Raw genomic sequence first — 17,741 nt, 5'->3', positions numbered from 1 at the left:
GATTTTGAGAATCAAGAAATTTACAATAATCTCAAAATTTGTCAACAGCAACTCAGTGAGAAATTTGATCCGAATTTCTTGATTCCCATTCCAGGGGAAAGTTTACATTTTACCTTAGCAGATTTAATCTGGGATAGTGCTTACCGAGAAGCCAGTAAACAGCCAGATTTTGATTCTAACTTACATCAAGCCATTGCCCAATCGTTTCAAAGTTTTAAATCTACACCTATTCCTCATGGAATTCGGTGGCAAGTTTTTGGTTTTATGTTAATGCCAAGAGCTTTGGGGGTTTGTCTGGTTCCCCGTGATGAAGAATCTTATCAAAAAACTATTGAATTCCGGCGTGCTATCTACCAAAATCCCACGTTAATTCCATTAGGTGTTGATCAACAATATTATTTAACGGCTCATGTTACATTAGGTTACTTTGGTCATATTCCTGAAGATTTAGATCGGGGTCATTTTTGTAATGTTCTCTCTTCTTTTAATCAACAATGGTTAGATTCTACTCAGGAAATTTGGGTGAAACGAGCAGAACTTCGCAAGTTTGATGACATGACCCACTATTATCGAGAATCAAACTGGCCGATTTTAGATTTTTAATCTTAACCATTGAGGGTTAACCGTTGATGGTGATCGGTGGGTTTATCCCGCTCCTACAACGGTTAACGCTTTGTCGATTTCTAATTTTGTATCAATGTCTATAGAAATTCATCCCATTCAGTCTGAAAGTTTTGCCATTATTGATCAAGAAATTGGTGAACATTCGTTTAATTCGGCTGAATACGCAATCCTTAGAAGAGTGATTCATAGTACGGCTGATTTTGAATTTTCCCAGTTAATTCGGTTTAGTCCAAATGCAATTGAACAGGGAATTTTAGCATTAAAACAACAAGTTCCGATTATTGTTGATGTGGGGATGGTTAAACAAGGAGTTGCTAATTTAGTAACTAAAACTTTTAATAATCCCTTAATTTGTGCCCTTGAGAATGTATCGGTTCCCTTAGCAGGTAAAACCCTCACAGAAACAGGTTTTATTCATGTGGCTCAAGCATTTCCTCACGGTATTATGGTCATTGGAAATGCGCCAACGGCGTTACTTTCTCTGTGTTCTTTAATCGAACAAAAGTTAGTTTCTCCGAGTTTAGTTATAGGAGTTCCAGTGGGTTTTGTTTCTGTTGTAGAATCTAAAATTAAGTTAGCTGAAATGCCAGTTCCTCAAATTCGAGTTGAAGGGAGAAAAGGAGGATCTCCTGTCGCATCTGCGATTTTAAATGCTTTAATTGTTTTAGCAGCGAATGAACAATCAGAATAAATCACGTTGAGAATTTGTCCATTAATTATTAAGTTAAAATTTGATAATGATTCATGTAGTTGGAATTGGGTTAGACGGTGCATCAGGACTCAGCAACTCTGTTCTTAATGTAATAGAAACAGCAACAATATTAGTCGGAAGCGATCGCCATTTAAGTTATTTTCCTGAACATCCAGCATCCCGTATTGTCTTACAAGATTTAACGGAAACAATTTTTACCATTCGTCAGGAATTAACTCGCTGGGAACTAGAAAAAAGAGAATCCACTCACAATTCTATTGTGATTTTAGTATCCGGTGATCCTTTATTTTTTGGTTTTGGTCGTTTATTAATTGCAGAATTACCCCCAGAACAATTAACTTTTCATCCCCATGTTAGCTCAATTCAATTAGCTTTTAATCGGATTAAAACCCCTTGGCAAGATGCTCACATTATTAGTGTTCATGGCCGTTCTTTGGAAATGTTAATTCAAGCTTTACAACAGGGGGTAGAAAAAATTGCTATTTTAACGGATAATATTCATAATCCTGTGGTGATCGCTCAATTAATTCAAAATTTAGATTTACCCAGTCGTTATCAATTTTGGGTTTGTGAAAATTTAGGCGGAAATGATGAACGAGTGCAACAATGGCAAATCGAATCGTTAAAAAATCAAGAATTTTCTAGTTTAAATCTTATCATTTTATTACGTCAATCTCGCTCTAAAACTGAACCTTTAGATTTATCAAAAATCTCCTCCTTTGGTATTCCTGATCAATTGTTTTTAAGTTATAGCGATCGCCCCGGACTGATGACAAAACGAGAAGTTAGAACCTTAGTATTAGGAGAACTAGCTTTACAACCGAAACAAACCATTTGGGATATTGGAGCCGGAACCGGTTCAGTTTCCATCGAAATTGCTCGATTATTTCCTGATTCTACCGTTTATTCCATTGAAAAAACCGCCGCAGGAACAACATTAATCGAACAAAATCGACAACGATTTCAAGTCAATAATTTAGTTTCTATTCACGGAGAAGCACCCGATATTTTACATCATTTACGTTCACCCCATCGAATTTTTATTGGGGGAAGTGGCAACAATTTAAGCGAAATTTTAGGGATTTGTAGTATCCGTTTATCTCCGGGTGGAATCATGGTCTTAGCCTTAGCTACCCTTGAACATTTAAACACCGCTTTAAGTTGGTTAGAACAACGGAAACGAATTGAACGCAGTTGGAGTTACCGGATTTTAAATGTACAGTTATCTCGTTCTGTTCCTGTTGCCAACTTAACCCGTTTTTCTCCCCTAAACCCCGTCACGATTTTAACGATTTCTCACCATAGTTTGTTTATGTGAACTTTTCGATACTTCTGCCCTAATTAAGCAATTTCTCTCCCAATGAGATAAACTATAAAGAGGTATACTTTATGAGTTAATCATTAATCTTGTGTCTGTTCAATCTCCAACTGCCAACGTCCCAGAACTCAGTGCTTTAGACGATCAGCTTTCTAATCGTTTTATTCATCTTGATCCGTCTGGATACTTTATTATTTATATTGATCGAGAAGCTGGGTTAATTTGTGCTGAACACTACACCAACGCTATTAACGAAAAAGGATTAGCCGTTGATCCAGAAACGGGAGAACCGTTTTCCTGTAACGGAAGCTTGAAACGAACACCCACCGCTATTTTTAAAGGAAGAACTGCTAAGGAATTAGGGATTAAAATTACTGAAGAAACCCAACCCTGTCCGATTAGTTGTTTCGATCATGCGTTATATTTAGGACGGGAATTTGTCCGGGCAGAAATGGCTTTAATTTCAGGAAAAGATTATATTCAAGATTAGACGCGGAGGAGACGTCGTTAACCTGAACAACGTCTCCCCCCTTGGAATTAGAGATCGCCGCCGCGAAAAGCCAGTAAGACGATGACAACGGGGCCAGCAATAACAATCAAACCTAACATGGTCAGTTGAGCAATTAGCTCAAAGTTGATATTGCCAAAAAAACTTGTAATCGCGTCCATTATTCCTCCAAACTTAACGAGCGTCAATATTGAGTGTTTGTAAAAATCAACAGATCATCTTACCAGGCGATCGCACCTTCATTTTAAGAATTTTCACAAAACGCAATACAACTCAATGGAATCATACTTTAAAACAAGTTATAGTGCTAGGTAGTAGGGAACAGGGAACAGTAAATAGTCAAAGGTAACACTATATAAAAGTCTAAAAGCTGCTTATCGGACTTGAACCGACGACCTGTTCATTACGAGTGAACCGCTCTACCAACTGAGCTAAAGCAGCAAAAAAGCAATATCAGCACAATAGTGCATTATAGCAAAACTTAATTTCAAGTGTCAAGTTTTTTCAGGAAAACATCGAGAAACCCCCGTTTTAAAGAGGGTTTACAGACATCACCTTAAAGGTTATCGGGTAGAGAACCACTGGTAGCCCCGGAATACACGATCCCTCGTTGCATATCTAAGGTTAGAATTACCCCATTACGGATCATTTGAGTAGCATTCTTCACCCCGACAATCACAGGAACCCCCAACCGTAAACCAATCACCGCCGCATGACTGGTTAAACTATCGGCTTCTGTCACCACCCCGGCGGCTTTTCGCATGGCATCGACAAAATCAGCACTGGTCTGAGGAGTGACTAAAATTTCACCGACATTAAAATCCCCCAATTCTCCCGCGCTGCGAGCAACTCGCGCACGTCCGGTAATACAGCCTTGACCAACGGCTGTTCCTTTCGCCAAAGCAGCCGTTACCACTTCCACCTTAATTAAATCCGTAGAACCCGCCACCCCTTGTAAGGTTCCGGCCGTTGTCACCACTAAATCTCCATCGGCGAGGAGATTTTTTTCTCTAGCTACCGTCACCGCCGCTTGGAACGTTTGGTCAGCCGAAGGTAAATCTAAAACTAATAGCGGTTTTACTCCCCAAACTAAACTTAACTGTCGTGCCACTTCCACATGGGGGGTAATGGCTAAAATCGGGGTTTGGGGTCGGAACTTCGACACATTTCGAGCCGTCGATCCAGTTTTAGTTAAGGTCATAATGGCAGCGGCATTTAACTGTTGAGAAATTTGCCCCACCGCTTGACTAATAGCATTGGGAATGGAACGTCCGGTATCTTCAACTTTAGAAATATTGCGCGTTACCCCATCTTGTTCGATGCGAGCGGCAATTCGCGCCATGGTTGCCACCGCTTCCACAGGATATTTACCAACGGCCGTTTCATTGGATAACATTACCGCATCAGTTCCATCTAAAATCGCATTGGCGACATCAGAAATTTCCGCACGGGTTGGTCGAGGATTATTCACCATGCTATCTAACATTTGAGTTGCCGTAATCACCGGAATTCCCATGCGGTTTGCCGTGACAATTAATCGTTTTTGTAAAATCGGCACATCTTCAGCCGGAAGTTCAACTCCTAAATCTCCCCGCGCCACCATCACCCCATTACACAAAGCCAGAATTTCTTCCATTTGTTCAATGGCTTCGTGTTTTTCAATTTTGGCAATCACAGGAACATCTTTTCCAGCACTAGCAATTAATTCTTTAATTTCTAATACATCCTGGGGATTTCTAACGAAACTTAAAGCAACCCAATCAACCCCTTGATCTAAACCAAACATTAAGTCTTTACGGTCTTTTTCCGTTAAAGCTTTAATCGAGAGATAAACCCCTGGAAAATTCACCCCTTTACTATTAGAAAGAGTTCCGCCAACGACCACCCGACAATATAACCGTCCTTTGGCGCGTTCAACTTTCTCCACGAACATTTCAACTTTACCGTCATCGAGGAGAATACTGGCTCCTTCAGGCACTTCATCAGCTAAAGGTTGATAAGTTACGGAGGAGATTTCCTGGGTTCCTACAACATCTTCACTGGTAAGAATAAACAAGTCATCTCGGTTGAGAACAATGGAACCATTCTCAAATTTACCTAATCGAATTTTAGGCCCTTGGAGGTCTTGTAAGATGCCAACGGGTTGATTTAATTCAAAGGCGGTTTGCCGGATCATCCGAATGCTGCGTTGATGATCCTCATGGGTATTATGGGAAAAATTCAACCGTAAAGTCGTTGCACCCGCTTCAATCAAGGCGCGAAGAACTTCTGGCTTCTGTGTAGCAGGGCCGATTGTAGCGACAATTTTGGTTCGGTGCAGTAGATTTTGCGGTTGCATGAGATCAATAAACAACTAGGGAATTGTTTTGTAGAGACGTTCCCTGGAATGTCTCTACAAGCCATAAAGAAAATTTAACCATGTCAGGGACACAGAACAATCAAGAATTGAAAATTAACGGGGGAGAGGGAACAGGGAATTACGAATTACGAATTACGAATGGGCAATAGGGAACGGAGGAACTGTTACCCTTTGCTGGTTTGTTCTCTCTCCCTTCGGGAGATGATTGATACTTAACCGCCAACTCACAAATTATCCCTAACCCAGTTGCCATAAGCCTCGAATACTAAGGCGGGATTGTCATTCTGAGCTATGCGTTCGCGTAGCGTTGGCGTCAGCCAAAGAATCTGAGTGGGGTCTCGGCTGAATCATCAGAGATCCGTCATGTCGCTTCGCTTGATTCAGGATGACAATTTTCAAGGGGTTTTGACAACTGGATTTAGTTTGATGGGGGAAAATAACGACGATTTAAGCGAGTTCCGGTGCCACCATCGCTGGGATCGAGGAATTGACGCAGGGGAATTCCTGGGGATTTAGGACGATTTTGAGAACCTCCTAACACTCCTCGAATAATATCTCCGGTACTTTTTTCATCAACGAGGGTATAAACGCCTTGGGTGCTTTGACCACTATCGGCAATCACCAGGTTTTGGAAAATGCGATCGCGCACTAATAAGGGATCTTCCCCTGGAGGAACGGTTAACACAATTCGACATTGAGGCACATCTTCTGTGGTGGCGCAGAGGGTGTTGTAACCATTCTCAATGGCTGTGGTGAGTTCTAATAATCCATCGGGACGATAGGATTCTAAACGGCGGCTAATTTCCGCACAACGGCGTTCAGGTGTCCATCCTCCCCCCAGATTACTCGGAACGGCCCAAGCATAGCCTTGATTGCCTTGACTGACAGGATAATACATCACGGTATATTGACCGCCAATCACTTCACAGCGAAACCGCGCCACATCCGTTTCCCCGGTTTCGACTTCAACTTGAGGAATGGGACTTTCTGCTGGAGTTGGGGTTTGGGGTTGAGGGGTTGGGGTTTGTGTGGTATTAGTTGGGGGAATCGGTTGTTGAGGTTGTCCATTGTTGCGGCGCAGTTGCAGCAGATCTTCCCAAGTCGGTAAAGACGGCCATCGAGGTTGAGCCTGAGCTTGGGTGGCAGAACCGAGTAGGGATAGGGTAATGGATAAACTGACCAGTCCGAGTAAAGTTGTGTGAAGTCGCGAACGAGACATAAATAGTTCCTCCTGAAGATAAAATCGTGTTATTTTAATCTGTTAAATTCTTGCTTCGTTCTTTCATAATTCTTTACAATTTGTTACTGTTCTCATAAAATACTCAGGTGTGAAACTTCAAGGAGTGCAAACCGTAATGTCGGAGGCAAGCAAGCCACTGACAGTCCCCAAAGAATACCTCACCCCAGAGGGTGGTTTTAACACAACGCTACTCATGTTTTTAGTCGCAGTAGCACTTGTGATTTATTCCACGTTGGGATACTGGCGTTGGGGTTGGCCAGACTGGTGTTGTTTTTTGATTAATGTTTTAGCGCTGCACCTTTCGGGTACAGTGATCCATGACGCATCCCATAATTCAGCCCACAAAAACCGTATTCTCAATGCGGTATTAGGACATGGTAGTGCTTTAATGTTAGGGTTTGCTTTTCCGGTGTTTACACGGGTGCATATCCAACATCACGGCCACGTTAATGATCCAGACAATGATCCGGATCATTTTGTTTCCACAGGTGGGCCTCTGTGGTTAATTGCGGCGCGGTTCTTTTACCATGAAGTGTTTTTCTTTAAGCGGAAACTTTGGAAAAAATATGAACTTCTGGAGTGGTTTTTGAGTCGATTATTTGTGGTAACAGTTGTTGCCATTTCGATTCATTATGGGTTTCTTGACTATATTCTGAATTTCTGGTTTTGCCCAGCGTTAGTGGTGGGAATAGCCTTGGGTTTATTCTTTGATTATTTACCCCATCGTCCTTTTCAAGAACGCAATCGCTGGAAAAATGCTAGGGTGTATCCCAGTTCAATTTTAAATTTGTTAATTTTGGGGCAAAATTACCATCTCATTCATCATTTGTGGCCGTCTATTCCTTGGTATTATTACAAGCCAACTTATGAAGTCATGAAACCTTTGTTAGATGAAAAAGGTTCCCCCCAAACTTTGGGAATCTTAGAGGGAAAAAAAGACTTTTGGAGTTTTCTCTATGATGTCTTTTTGGGAATCCGTTTTCATTCTCACAAGTCCTCAACAGAAAATTGAATACTGCCCTTAATTGTAAAGGGATAAAAATTGAGAATTAAGAATCGAAATTTAACTCAGGTTCTTAATTCTTGATTTATTTTTATGGATGGTATAAATAATCATAGGAAAAAAAATGAAATCAGAAGAAAAGACTGAAGCTAAACCTTCAAAACCTCAAAATTATGAGAAAAGTTTTTGGGAGAAAACGAAAGAGAATCTTGTGATTTTAGCGATCGCATTAGGATTATCCTTGCTGATTAGGACGTTGATTGCTGAACCTCGGTTTATTCCGTCAGATTCGATGTTTCCGACCTTAGAAATTGGCGATCGCTTAGTCATTGAAAAGGTTTCCTATTATTTTCGTCCTCCCCAATTCGGGGATATTATTGTGTTTAATCCCCCATCACAATTACAAGAGATTGGCTATGCAGCCGATCAAGCTTTTATTAAACGAGTGATTGGACAACCGGGTCAAGTTGTGGAAGTTAAAAAGGGTCAAGTTTATGTTGATGATCAACCCTTATTTGAGCGCTACATTGCTGAAGAACCTAACTATCAGTTACTGCCTGTGAAAGTGCCGGAAAATTCTTATTTTGTGATGGGAGATAATCGTAACGATAGTAATGATTCCCATGTTTGGGGTTTTCTTCCTAAAGAGAATATTATCGGTCGTGCGGTTTTCCGTTTTTGGCCTATTGAACGCTTTGGAGGCGTTTAGACCGTTTTGAGAAAGGGTATTTTACTCATGGTGAAGTATCTTTGGTAGTTCTCTTCATTTCTGGTTTCAAGACTTTCGATCAATAATTCTGTGCTAAAACTGTTCGGAATTTAAACAGATTGGGAAGAATCTCAAAATATCGGATAATTATTAAATAATATTTTTTAATTAACCGATGACTCTAAAACAAAATTAGAAAGTTTCTCAATCCATTTTACAACCAGGAGGTCTCATCAATGAATAACAATCCTTTAGAACAAGCTAAAAATAGACAACAAATTTTTGATAATTTTATTCAAATTGAACAAAAAATCGGCGCGAATGCTGACAAACTAGCTTTTTTAGATCGAGGAATTCACCAATCTCAATATCAAAAGAATATTTCTGATTATCCCCGTTTTTTAACCCGCAAACCTTTACAATATAGTTCCTATCCTAGTTTTGGCAAAATTCCTTATATTGATGAAGAGGGTTTAAATTTTCTTCATCCTCAGATTCAAGAAGCTTGTGTTTGTTTAGGAAAATTTGAAGCCGGAGAACTCAAAACGATTTGGCTGGGTCGAAATTCACTGAAAACAGCACAATTTTGGAGTTCAACTAAAATTATTCCGGTTTTGAATACGTTAACTCAGATTGATCAACAATTTCCCCAAAGCCATATTAATAATTTAGAAATCAAAGATCCTAAAAATACAACGATAAAATTTCCCCTTGATTTAGCGATTCAAGATCTTGTAACTTATGAAGAACAACTAGCCACATCTAATGCTTTAGCTGCACTTTTTAAACGGTTTGAAACTCGTGCAAATTTAGAGAAGTGGGTGCAAAAAATCACGGGTAATCTTAACTTGAAATTTCAAGGAGATTATGGAGAGGTTCCTGCAATCCAAAACCCAATCATTGTTAATCGAGAAACTCAAACAATTTTACTCAAAGCCACTTCAGACAGTCCCAAAGGTGAGAATTTAGTTTCTGCTTATGATCTCACTCGTTTAATATCATTGATAGGATGGCACGCTTATTTACCGTCAGAATCTCAACTTCCGAACCTTCAACAAAAAACGTTAAATAGTTTAATTGTTGCAATGGGTCAAGATACGGCTCGTTATATGGATGTTGCGTTAGAAACCTTGGGAATTGAACAACTTATTACAACGCCTGTGATTTTGTCGAAAATGGGTTTTGGAGATAGCGAGACTCGACAGACTGTAGAAGCTTGTTATATGGCATTTGTACAGTTTATTGACCCTTTACCGAAAGCGAAGGGAAAATCGGCTGAATTCCGAACTTTGGCACTTACATTAAGGGCTGTTATTCCTGTGGCTAATCTAAAAGATTATAGCCCAGAAGCCTTACAGTTAGATGCTCGGATGGCAGCAGAAGTTACAGAAATCATTCGTCGCGTTGTTGCAGAAGAATTAGATCAACTTTAGCAAAACGGGGAAAGAGAGATGTTCTGGAGATGCCATTGCCTACTCTCATCCGTTAGAATAGAGCAATCAAGAAAACGGTAAAACGAACAGACTGAGACTGCTATTGTGGGTGCATTTCAGTTCCTGAATTGAAGAATCAATCGCTGTATTCTCTAAATAGGGATTAATCAACCTAAAAGAACTCATCATTTTAGGGTGTAAGGGTCTATCAACATCTGACCCTTTACAAAAGTTTTATTTTCCTATTTCAAGCCAGAGTACAGGCATTATCCTATGCAGGCGAAAGGCACCCAAATCATATGAAAAGCATACAAGAAATTAATCACGATTCATTAAAAACATTAAATCGTATTTGTAGTAAGTTTAATGATGAATTTTCTTTTATTTTAGCTCATTCTAATTATAGAATTGTTCAAAAAAATATTATTAAAAAGCTAGAAGAGGAATTTCCCAATTCAATTCAGCATCTAATTTTAGATCCTCATACTAGCAATCTTTATAATGTTTTAGTTCAAGGAATTGAAGCAAAGCAAACTCCACCGCGAGCTTTAATGGTATCGGGTTTAGAATCAAACGAACAACTGGATACTGTCATTAAAATTATGAACCAAATGCGGGAAGAATTTCGCCGTAAATTTCGTTACCCTGTGGTATTGTGGGTTACAGATTCTGTTTTACAAGGTTTAATTCGGTTAGCCCCTGACTTTTATAGTTGGTCAACTGCACTGAAGTTTGAAAGTAGTACAAAGGATTTATTAAATTTTATTCAAGATACCGCAGATCAAGTGTCTGCGAAAGTATTAGATACGGGGTCAGGTATCTTTCTTAATAATTCTTATTTTAATTTAGAGTTGGGTTCTCCTTTAAGATTAGAATTAGAAGAAGCTCGTCAAGAATTAAAGAAACGGGGAGAATTTTTAAGTATAGAATTAGAAGCAAGTTTAGAATTTGTATTAGGTCGAGTTTCTGATCATTCTGATCCCGCAACATTAAAACATTATGAACGAAGTTTAGAACTTTGGAAACAAACTAATCATTTAATTCGTTATAGTCAATTATTATTTTATGTTGGGTTTTGGTGGCACAGTTATGGGATTTTACACCGAGGTGAGAAAGAATTTGCTTATGAGCAAGCTTATCGTTATTATGTACAATCTATTCAAGGCTTTAAACAAGCAAATTGTTTAGATTTAGTGGCTAAATTTATTAATCCTTTAGGGGATATTTTATTAGGATTAAAAAAATGGCAAGAATTAGAGAAAGTCGCCCAAGAATCTATTCATTATAACCAAACTTATCAACATCCGTTTAGAGAAGCACGAGGATATTATTTTTTATCAGAAGTTGCTCTGACTCAACGTTCCTGGCGGGAAGCCAAAAATTTAGCAGAAAAAGCGCAAAATTTATTTCTGAAAGCCTGCCACAATTATCATCCGAAAACTCCTGATGAGCAGTTAATTTTAGATTGGGAAACGTCCTATCATCAGGGATGGTATTTACTAACGCTGGGGAAAGCGCATCGAGAACTAAATAATAATCAAGAAGCGATTAAAATTTTAGAAAAAGCTCAAGGTCGAACTAAACCTGAATATGACCCTGATCTTTATATTCAGATGTTAAATCTTCTACATCATTTATATTTCCAACAAGGTGAATATTTAAAATCCTATAAAATCAAACAAAAACGCAGAGAAATAGAGCAACGTTTTAGATTAAGAGCCTTTATCGGAGCCGGACGAATCGGACATATTCAAACGATTACAAATCCAGGTTTACCTCCTATTAAAGAAGACAAAATTATTAACCCTGAAATTACTGCATCGGGTCGTTTATCGGTTGTGAATTGGTTATATGAACGTATTAGCCGAAATGATTGTAAACTAACGGTTATTTATGGACAATCTGGGGTTGGTAAAAGTTCGATTTTGCAAGCTGGTTTTATTCCTGAGTTGCAAAAAACTCCAATGGATACTCGTCGCTTTATCCCTATTTTATTACAAGTTTATACGGATTTAAACCAAGAATTTTCTCGGACTTTAGCTCAGAGAATTAGAGAGGTCATAAATATTGATTTAGATTCTTCACAACTGAATAACCAAGCGGTAATTTTAGAAAAAATTATGAGTTTGGTCAATCAAAATTTTTGGATCGTGATTGTTTTTGATCAATTTGAAGAATTCTTTTTCAATTGCAAAGATATTAAACAGCGACAAAACTGTTATCAATTTATTAAAGAATGTTTAGATATTCCCTATGTTAAAGTCGTTTTATCTTTACGAGAAGATTACTTACACTATTTATTAGAATGTACTCGTCAAGGCTATTTAGAGATTATTGGAAATAATATTTTAGATCGAAATATTCTGGCTTATATTGGTAACTTTACGCCGGAAGAAGCAAAATCCGTGATTCAAAGTTTAACAGAAAGAACCCAATTTGTCCTTGAACCCGCTTTGATTGAACAATTAGTGGAAGATTTGGCCGAAGACTTAGGAGAAATTCGACCAATAGAATTACAAGTTGTTGGTTCTCAGTTACAAACTCAAACAATTACCACACTAAAACAGTATCAGCAAGCAGGAGGAAAACAAAAGTTAGTTGCAAGTTATTTAGATGAAGTGATTGAAGATTGTGGTTCAACCAATAAAAATTTAGCAGAATTAGTCTTATATTTATTGACAGATGAAAATAATACTCGTCCTCTCAAAAATCGTACTGATTTAGTCCGAGAGATTAAAGAAATGGCTAATCATTTAGAAAATATTAATGAAAATTTAGATACGGTTCTTAAAATTTTTGTATGGTCGGGTTTAGTTTGCCTTTTACCAGAAATCACCGCAGAACGCTATCAACTTGTACATGATTACTTAGTGGTTTTAATTCGGCAAAATCGCAGTTTAGAAGTCTTAAAACAATTAGAAGAAGCTCGAAATAAAAGTCAAAAATTAGAATTAGAAAAACAAAAGCTATTGCAACGACAATTCTGGGTTTTTATATCATTTTTATTTTTTTTAATTTTGTTATCTTCTTCTTTCATGTTTTTAAGATTTAATGATTTAAAAAGTAAAAAGAATGATTTATTCGTTACCAATGAAAATACTAAGTATACGGCTCTTGTGAATGAAAATAATCAACTTGATTCTTTATTGACACTGATCAATGCAGGTATAAATTTAAAACAAAGTCGCTCTCAATCTTCGATTCGGCAAGAAACTTTGAGCAAATTAGGGATTGCAACTCAAGTTCTCCAAGAACAGAATATTTTAGATGGGCATGAAAAAAATAGTGTTTTAAGTATTAGTATTAGTCCTGATAATAAACTGATTGCTTCTGCTAGTCAAGATAAGACCATCAAATTGTGGACTCCTAAAGGTAAAGTGAGTAAAACTTTAAAAGGACATCAAGATTCTGTTTGGTTTGTTACCTTTAGTCCCGATAGTGAAATAATCGCTTCTGCAAGTAAGGATAAAACCATAAAATTGTGGAAAAAAGATGGAACACTGATTAGAACATTACAAGGACATACTGATGAAGTTAAATGGGTTAATTTTAGTCCTGATGGTCAACAGATTGTTTCTGCAAGTAAAGATAAAAGTGTTAAAATTTGGAGTTTAGAGGGTCAATTAATTCAAACTTTAAACGGACATAAAACCTCTGTTCTGAGTGTAGTTTTTAGTCCTGATTATCAACAAATTGCTTCATCCAGTGAAGATGGCATCCTGAATCTCTGGACTCGTCAGGGAAAACTAATTAAAACCATTGAAGCCCATTCTCAACCAATTTGGAGTGTACATTTTAGCCCAGATAGTAAAATAATAGCCTCTGCTAGTGATGATAAAACTGTAAAATTATGGAGTCGTGAGGGTCGATGGATTAACAGTTTAGAAGGGCATCAACAAGCTGTTAATAGTGTTGATTTTAGTCAAGATGGTCATTTAATTGCAACGGGAAGTACAGATACAACAATTAAAATATGGTCAAAGGACGGTTCATTAATTTCTACTCTGCAAGGACACAAGGATATTATTAATCAAGTTAGTTTTTCTCAGCAGGAAAAAACATTAGTTTCTGCTAGTAAAGATGGCTTTGTTAGAATTTGGAATTTACAAGCTTTACCTCAAATTATTCAACTGAAAGACTATAAAATCTATAGCAGTATTTTTTCCCGTCAAAATAATAATTTAGTTGCTTCTCCAGGTCGCGATTTACGCATTAAAGATGGTAAAAATGATAATATCGTTTTATTATGGACTTTAAATGGAAAAGTGCAAAAGATCTTTAGAGGTCATCATAATACGGTTAATAATGTTAGTTTTAGTCCTAATGGAAAACTAATTGCATCTGCAAGTAATGATCAAACAGTCAAAATCTGGAATTTAGAGGGTAAAGAAATTAAATCTATTGTTCATCCCTCGCCTGTGTGGAGTGTCATTTTTAGTCCTGATGGCAAATTAATTGCCACGGCAAGTAATGATCAAAGAATTAGACTTTGGAATCTTGATGGAACTTTAAAACAAAGTTTTATTGCTCATGAAGATCAAATTAATGATTTAAGTTTTAGTCCTGATAGTCAAATTTTAGCTTCTGCAAGTAATGATAAAACAGTGAAATTATGGGATATCAATCATAGACGTTTAATTGATCAGTTAGAATCGGCTCAAATTCGATTTAATTCTGTTACTTTTAGTCCTGATGGTCAATGGATTGCAGCAGCTAAAGACGGAGAATCGATTGTGATTTGGAAAAAAGAAGGTTTCAAGTGGGAACCTTTACAAAATTCTGTGATTTTAGGAAAACATTGGAAAAACATTTATGAAGTTAATTTTAGCCCCAATAGTAAACTTTTAGCTTCAGCGAGTGAAGATGGTACGATTAAGCTTTGGAATACTGATGTCAGTTTAATTACAACTTTAAAATCAAATTCTAAACCTATGTTATCCGTTAATTTTAGCCCTAATGGTAAAAAGTTAGTGGGAACTCAACAGGAAAAATATAGCAGAATTAGTATTTGGAATATTGATACAAATCAAGTCGATAAGAATACAAATTTCTTGTTAGAAAAAGCTTGTGATCAGCTTGCTAATTATTTAGAAAATAACCCTAATATTAGTGATGGTAACAAAGAAATTTGTGATGAGTTGGATACTTCTGAATCAAATAACAAATAGAGACGTTGCATAAAACGTCTCTAAAAAACAGTTAATTTAATCTGAATTTAATCAGAGTATCAGGGGTGGATGTCAACTTCTATAAAATGATTGATGAATCTTAATCTCGTGGAGGTCTACCCGTATCTAAGTCTTGATTTTCTTCTCTAGCTTGGGAACAAAGTGAGGGTAAATGCTGTTGTTTTAACGTCGTTGGGTGATGAAAGTTACAGGAAGATTGAACTGTAACGCTGGAAACAATGAACTGGGAAGCTTGAGCTTGATTAGCGACCATTATCGATAATAGAGTGACGCTTAAAAGGATGATACTTTTCTTGAACATAATGGACTCCTTCTGGTAAAATTACAGTGTTAATCCGCTTTTCAACCCCCTAACGATTTAACTAAAATCAAGATTTTAGTAAGCTTAAAAGGCTCAGTTTAAGAGGGGATTGGCAACGGATTTAATTGCTTTTAGATGGGTAGATGGGTGGGTTGTAATCGATAGATGAGAACACTTCAAAATCGGTGAATCATAAAATTTCTCAATCTGAACAATCTACTTTACAATTTCATTAATTTTAATCAGGAATTACTACAATTGATGAACCATTTTTTATCATAAATTCATATTTGCTTTATCTAGGGAGAGAAGGTTGGCTGCTTCGTCTTTATTCCCCTAGAATAGCGTTCGATTTCTTAAAATTCTCGTCAGAGGCTATACTTTCTTCATCGTCTACTCTCTATTACTTTTAGGTTATATAAGAGGTTTCTATAAAAATACTGTCTTAGGGAGGATCTATAGGACTTATAGTTCCGTAAGTCTGATGTTTCAGTCAGAATATTGGCACACTTAAAGACAAGCTAAAGCTTTTAATTCAGATTAATTCCCCCTAAAGGAACTGAAATTAAATCATGAAACTGTGTATCTCGGATGCGTTTTAATTCCCACATCCATTTTGTTTCTGCATCAATTTGCTGATAATATTTCTGAGCTAAATTTTGTTCTTTAGCAATATCGGTTTCTTGCCATAACTTTAAAGCCATATCTCGCCTTTTTTGGCAAATGACCGTTTCAATGGATGCAATAGAACTGCGGATAATTAATGGGGCGCGACGAATATCAATTTCTGTATGTTCATCGAGATACAAGAGATGATAAAATTGCTGGGTTTGTTGGTTTTGTTCTAAACAAGCTTGTTGTAGTTCCAAAATTAAATCTACGGGATCTAGTGTTTTTTGAGATTGTTCTTCAATTTTAGTAATTTCTCTCCATAAAAACCGATGATGAGCTAAACTAAATTGTAAATCTCTTGCTTCTAAGGCATCCTGAATGGTTAGACGGTGTTGAGGACAATGTAAATAAACTCTCAACAATTTAACTTCTGCTTCTTCTAATAAAGTCCGTTCAGCGTTAACAGAAATTAAAGCATCAGAAGCCGGTGTTTCTTTTGCTTCTAAATGGGGTTTATTAACTTGAGTTTGTAAGTTTTTAGCTAAAAGAGGAATTAACCGAGGCTGTCCTTGGCTAAGAAGTTCAGCACAATATTGAATATAGTGGGTGCGTTGCATTTCGTTCTCAATTTTTCTTAGAAACTCTACCATCTTGTGTGAAGCTTGTTGAGACTGGGCAACGGTTTCTAAGCTTTTTCCCATTAAAAGACGTTGAATTTGCCACTCAATCCATAGGGGAGAATTGATGACTAATTTTTGGTAATCTTCAGGAGAATTATGGATTAAAAATTCATCAGGATCTTTTCCCGACGGAATATTTAAAATCCGTAAATTAATATATCCTTTATAAGCGAGATCTTCAATTTCTCCAATGGCACGTTCTGCGGCTTTATTTCCGGCAGCATCGGCATCAAAATTCAGAATAATTTGTTTAGATTCTGTATAACGAACTAACTGCCGAACTTGATTTAAACTTAAAGCTGTTCCTAAAGAAGCGACCACATTTTTAATTCCAGCCGTATGTAAAGCGATCGCATCAAAATAACCCTCAACTACAATAGCTTGATCTTGTTTACTAATCGCACTTTTAGCTTTATCTAAAGCAAATAATGTTTTGCCTTTATCAAATAATTCAGTTTCAGGAGAATTGAGATATTTAGGTAGTTCATCCCCTAAACTTCGACCTCCAAATCCAATCACTCGCCCTTGACTATCGTGAATGGGAATCATTAACCGATCTCTAAATCGATCATAATAACCATTGCCTGTTTTTCGAGGTACAATTAACCCCGCCTGTTCAACTAATTCTGCTGGAAAATGTTTTTGTTCAACGAGATAATCATATAAGGTTTCCCATCCTTGGGGGGCATATCCTAATTGAAAATATTGTATTGTTTCTTCTTTTAAATGACGTTTTAATTTTAAATAATCTAAAGCGTTTAGTCCTTCCGGTTGTCTTAAAGCGTGTTGATAAAAATTGGTAGTGATCGCTAAAATTTCATATAATTGTTCTCGTAAAGAAATCTGCTTTTGTAACTCCTGACGTTGTTCAGGTTCTAAGGTTTTTACCGGAACTTGATACCGTTTTGCTAAGTCTAAAACTACCTCACTAAAGGAACGTTTCTCTAAATCCATGATAAATTTCATGGCATTTCCCGCCGCCCCACATCCAAAACAATAAAACATTTGTTTCGTGGGACTAACGGTAAAACTAGGGGTTTTTTCTTCATGAAA

General features: G+C 37.2%; 13 protein-coding genes and 1 tRNA gene. 8 read left to right on the top strand and 6 right to left on the bottom strand.

Features of this window, described 5'->3' with window-relative positions:
• The 4 genes from ACKPEB_RS06560 to ACKPEB_RS06545 all read left to right on the top strand — a co-directional run.
• The coding region (locus tag ACKPEB_RS06560; RefSeq protein WP_408964049.1) for a DUF1868 domain-containing protein at nucleotides 1-603 on the top strand (603 nt) is incomplete at its 5' end.
• Nucleotides 604-697: 94 nt separating this feature from the next.
• A complete protein-coding gene (locus ACKPEB_RS06555; protein WP_408964048.1) occupies nucleotides 698-1,315 on the top strand; it encodes a cobalt-precorrin-8X methylmutase in 618 nt (205 codons plus the stop codon).
• A 43-nt stretch (nucleotides 1,316-1,358) separates the two neighbouring features.
• Entirely contained in the window at nucleotides 1,359-2,654 is a 1,296-nt protein-coding gene (gene cbiE, locus ACKPEB_RS06550; RefSeq protein ID WP_408964050.1) for a precorrin-6y C5,15-methyltransferase (decarboxylating) subunit CbiE, read from the top strand.
• Nucleotides 2,655-2,745: 91 nt separating this feature from the next.
• Nucleotides 2,746-3,144, top strand: coding sequence for a DUF4346 domain-containing protein (locus tag ACKPEB_RS06545; protein ID WP_408964047.1), 399 nt, complete (start codon nucleotides 2,746-2,748; stop codon nucleotides 3,142-3,144).
• Between the two features lie 47 nt (nucleotides 3,145-3,191).
• Here the strand turns inward: ACKPEB_RS06545 and psb30 are convergent, their stop codons facing one another.
• The 4 genes from psb30 to ACKPEB_RS06525 form a co-directional block, all read right to left on the bottom strand.
• Complete coding sequence (gene psb30 / locus ACKPEB_RS06540; RefSeq protein ID WP_408964046.1) at nucleotides 3,192-3,323, bottom strand: photosystem II reaction center protein Ycf12/Psb30; 132 nt, start codon at nucleotides 3,321-3,323, stop codon at nucleotides 3,192-3,194.
• Between the two features lie 207 nt (nucleotides 3,324-3,530).
• Nucleotides 3,531-3,603: transfer RNA gene (locus tag ACKPEB_RS06535), tRNA-Thr, on the bottom strand.
• 115 nt (nucleotides 3,604-3,718) lie between these two features.
• On the bottom strand, nucleotides 3,719-5,500 hold the full coding sequence (gene pyk, locus ACKPEB_RS06530; RefSeq protein ID WP_408964045.1) for a pyruvate kinase: 1,782 nt from the start codon (nucleotides 5,498-5,500) through the stop codon (nucleotides 3,719-3,721).
• Between the two features lie 439 nt (nucleotides 5,501-5,939).
• Complete coding sequence (locus tag ACKPEB_RS06525; RefSeq protein WP_408964044.1) at nucleotides 5,940-6,740, bottom strand: COP23 domain-containing protein; 801 nt, start codon at nucleotides 6,738-6,740, stop codon at nucleotides 5,940-5,942.
• Nucleotides 6,741-6,876: 136 nt separating this feature from the next.
• Between ACKPEB_RS06525 and crtR the strand changes: the two genes are divergently transcribed.
• The 4 genes from crtR (at nucleotide 6,877) to ACKPEB_RS06505 (ending at nucleotide 15,074) form a co-directional block, all read left to right on the top strand.
• A complete protein-coding gene (gene crtR, locus ACKPEB_RS06520; protein ID WP_408964043.1) occupies nucleotides 6,877-7,773 on the top strand; it encodes a beta-carotene hydroxylase in 897 nt (298 codons plus the stop codon).
• A 115-nt stretch (nucleotides 7,774-7,888) separates the two neighbouring features.
• The gene (gene lepB / locus ACKPEB_RS06515; protein ID WP_408964042.1) at nucleotides 7,889-8,473 is read left to right on the top strand and encodes a signal peptidase I; all 585 of its coding nucleotides are present in this window, start codon (nucleotides 7,889-7,891) and stop codon (nucleotides 8,471-8,473) included.
• Nucleotides 8,474-8,709: 236 nt separating this feature from the next.
• Nucleotides 8,710-9,906: a hypothetical protein gene (locus ACKPEB_RS06510; RefSeq protein WP_408964041.1), complete on the top strand. Its 1,197-nt coding sequence runs from the start codon at nucleotides 8,710-8,712 to the stop codon at nucleotides 9,904-9,906.
• A gap of 299 nt (nucleotides 9,907-10,205) precedes the next feature.
• Nucleotides 10,206-15,074 (top strand): eIF2A-related protein, encoded by a 4,869-nt coding sequence (locus ACKPEB_RS06505; RefSeq protein WP_408964040.1) that lies wholly within the window; start codon nucleotides 10,206-10,208, stop codon nucleotides 15,072-15,074.
• A gap of 100 nt (nucleotides 15,075-15,174) precedes the next feature.
• On the opposite strand, the gene ACKPEB_RS06500 is transcribed toward ACKPEB_RS06505, so the two are convergent.
• On the bottom strand, nucleotides 15,175-15,396 hold the full coding sequence (locus ACKPEB_RS06500) for a hypothetical protein (RefSeq protein WP_408964038.1): 222 nt from the start codon (nucleotides 15,394-15,396) through the stop codon (nucleotides 15,175-15,177).
• Between the two features lie 530 nt (nucleotides 15,397-15,926).
• A partial coding sequence (gene dnaG / locus ACKPEB_RS06495) for a DNA primase (protein WP_408964037.1) occupies nucleotides 15,927-17,741 on the bottom strand: 1,815 nt, incomplete at its 5' end.

This window comes from Planktothrix sp. (assembly GCF_046067725.1).
GTDB lineage: Bacteria > Cyanobacteriota > Cyanobacteriia > Cyanobacteriales > Microcoleaceae > Planktothrix.
Note: the sequence above shows the minus strand (reverse complement) of the source record. Positions and strands in the feature narration are given on the sequence as shown.

Bases quoted from the DNA above. Each gene is read 5' to 3' on its own strand.
- lepB (WP_408964042.1), top strand. From the start codon at position 7,889: ATGAAATCAGAAGAAAAGACTGAAGCTAAACCTTCAAAACCTCAAAAT.
- ACKPEB_RS06555 (WP_408964048.1), top strand. From the start codon at position 698: ATGTCTATAGAAATTCATCCCATTCAGTCTGAAAGTTTTGCCATTATT.
- pyk (WP_408964045.1), bottom strand. From the start codon at position 5,500: ATGCAACCGCAAAATCTACTGCACCGAACCAAAATTGTCGCTACAATC.
- ACKPEB_RS06505 (WP_408964040.1), top strand. From the start codon at position 10,206: ATGAAAAGCATACAAGAAATTAATCACGATTCATTAAAAACATTAAAT.
- ACKPEB_RS06510 (WP_408964041.1), top strand. From the start codon at position 8,710: ATGAATAACAATCCTTTAGAACAAGCTAAAAATAGACAACAAATTTTT.
- psb30 (WP_408964046.1), bottom strand. From the start codon at position 3,323: ATGGACGCGATTACAAGTTTTTTTGGCAATATCAACTTTGAGCTAATT.
- crtR (WP_408964043.1), top strand. From the start codon at position 6,877: ATGTCGGAGGCAAGCAAGCCACTGACAGTCCCCAAAGAATACCTCACC.
- ACKPEB_RS06500 (WP_408964038.1), bottom strand. From the start codon at position 15,396: ATGTTCAAGAAAAGTATCATCCTTTTAAGCGTCACTCTATTATCGATA.
- ACKPEB_RS06525 (WP_408964044.1), bottom strand. From the start codon at position 6,740: ATGTCTCGTTCGCGACTTCACACAACTTTACTCGGACTGGTCAGTTTA.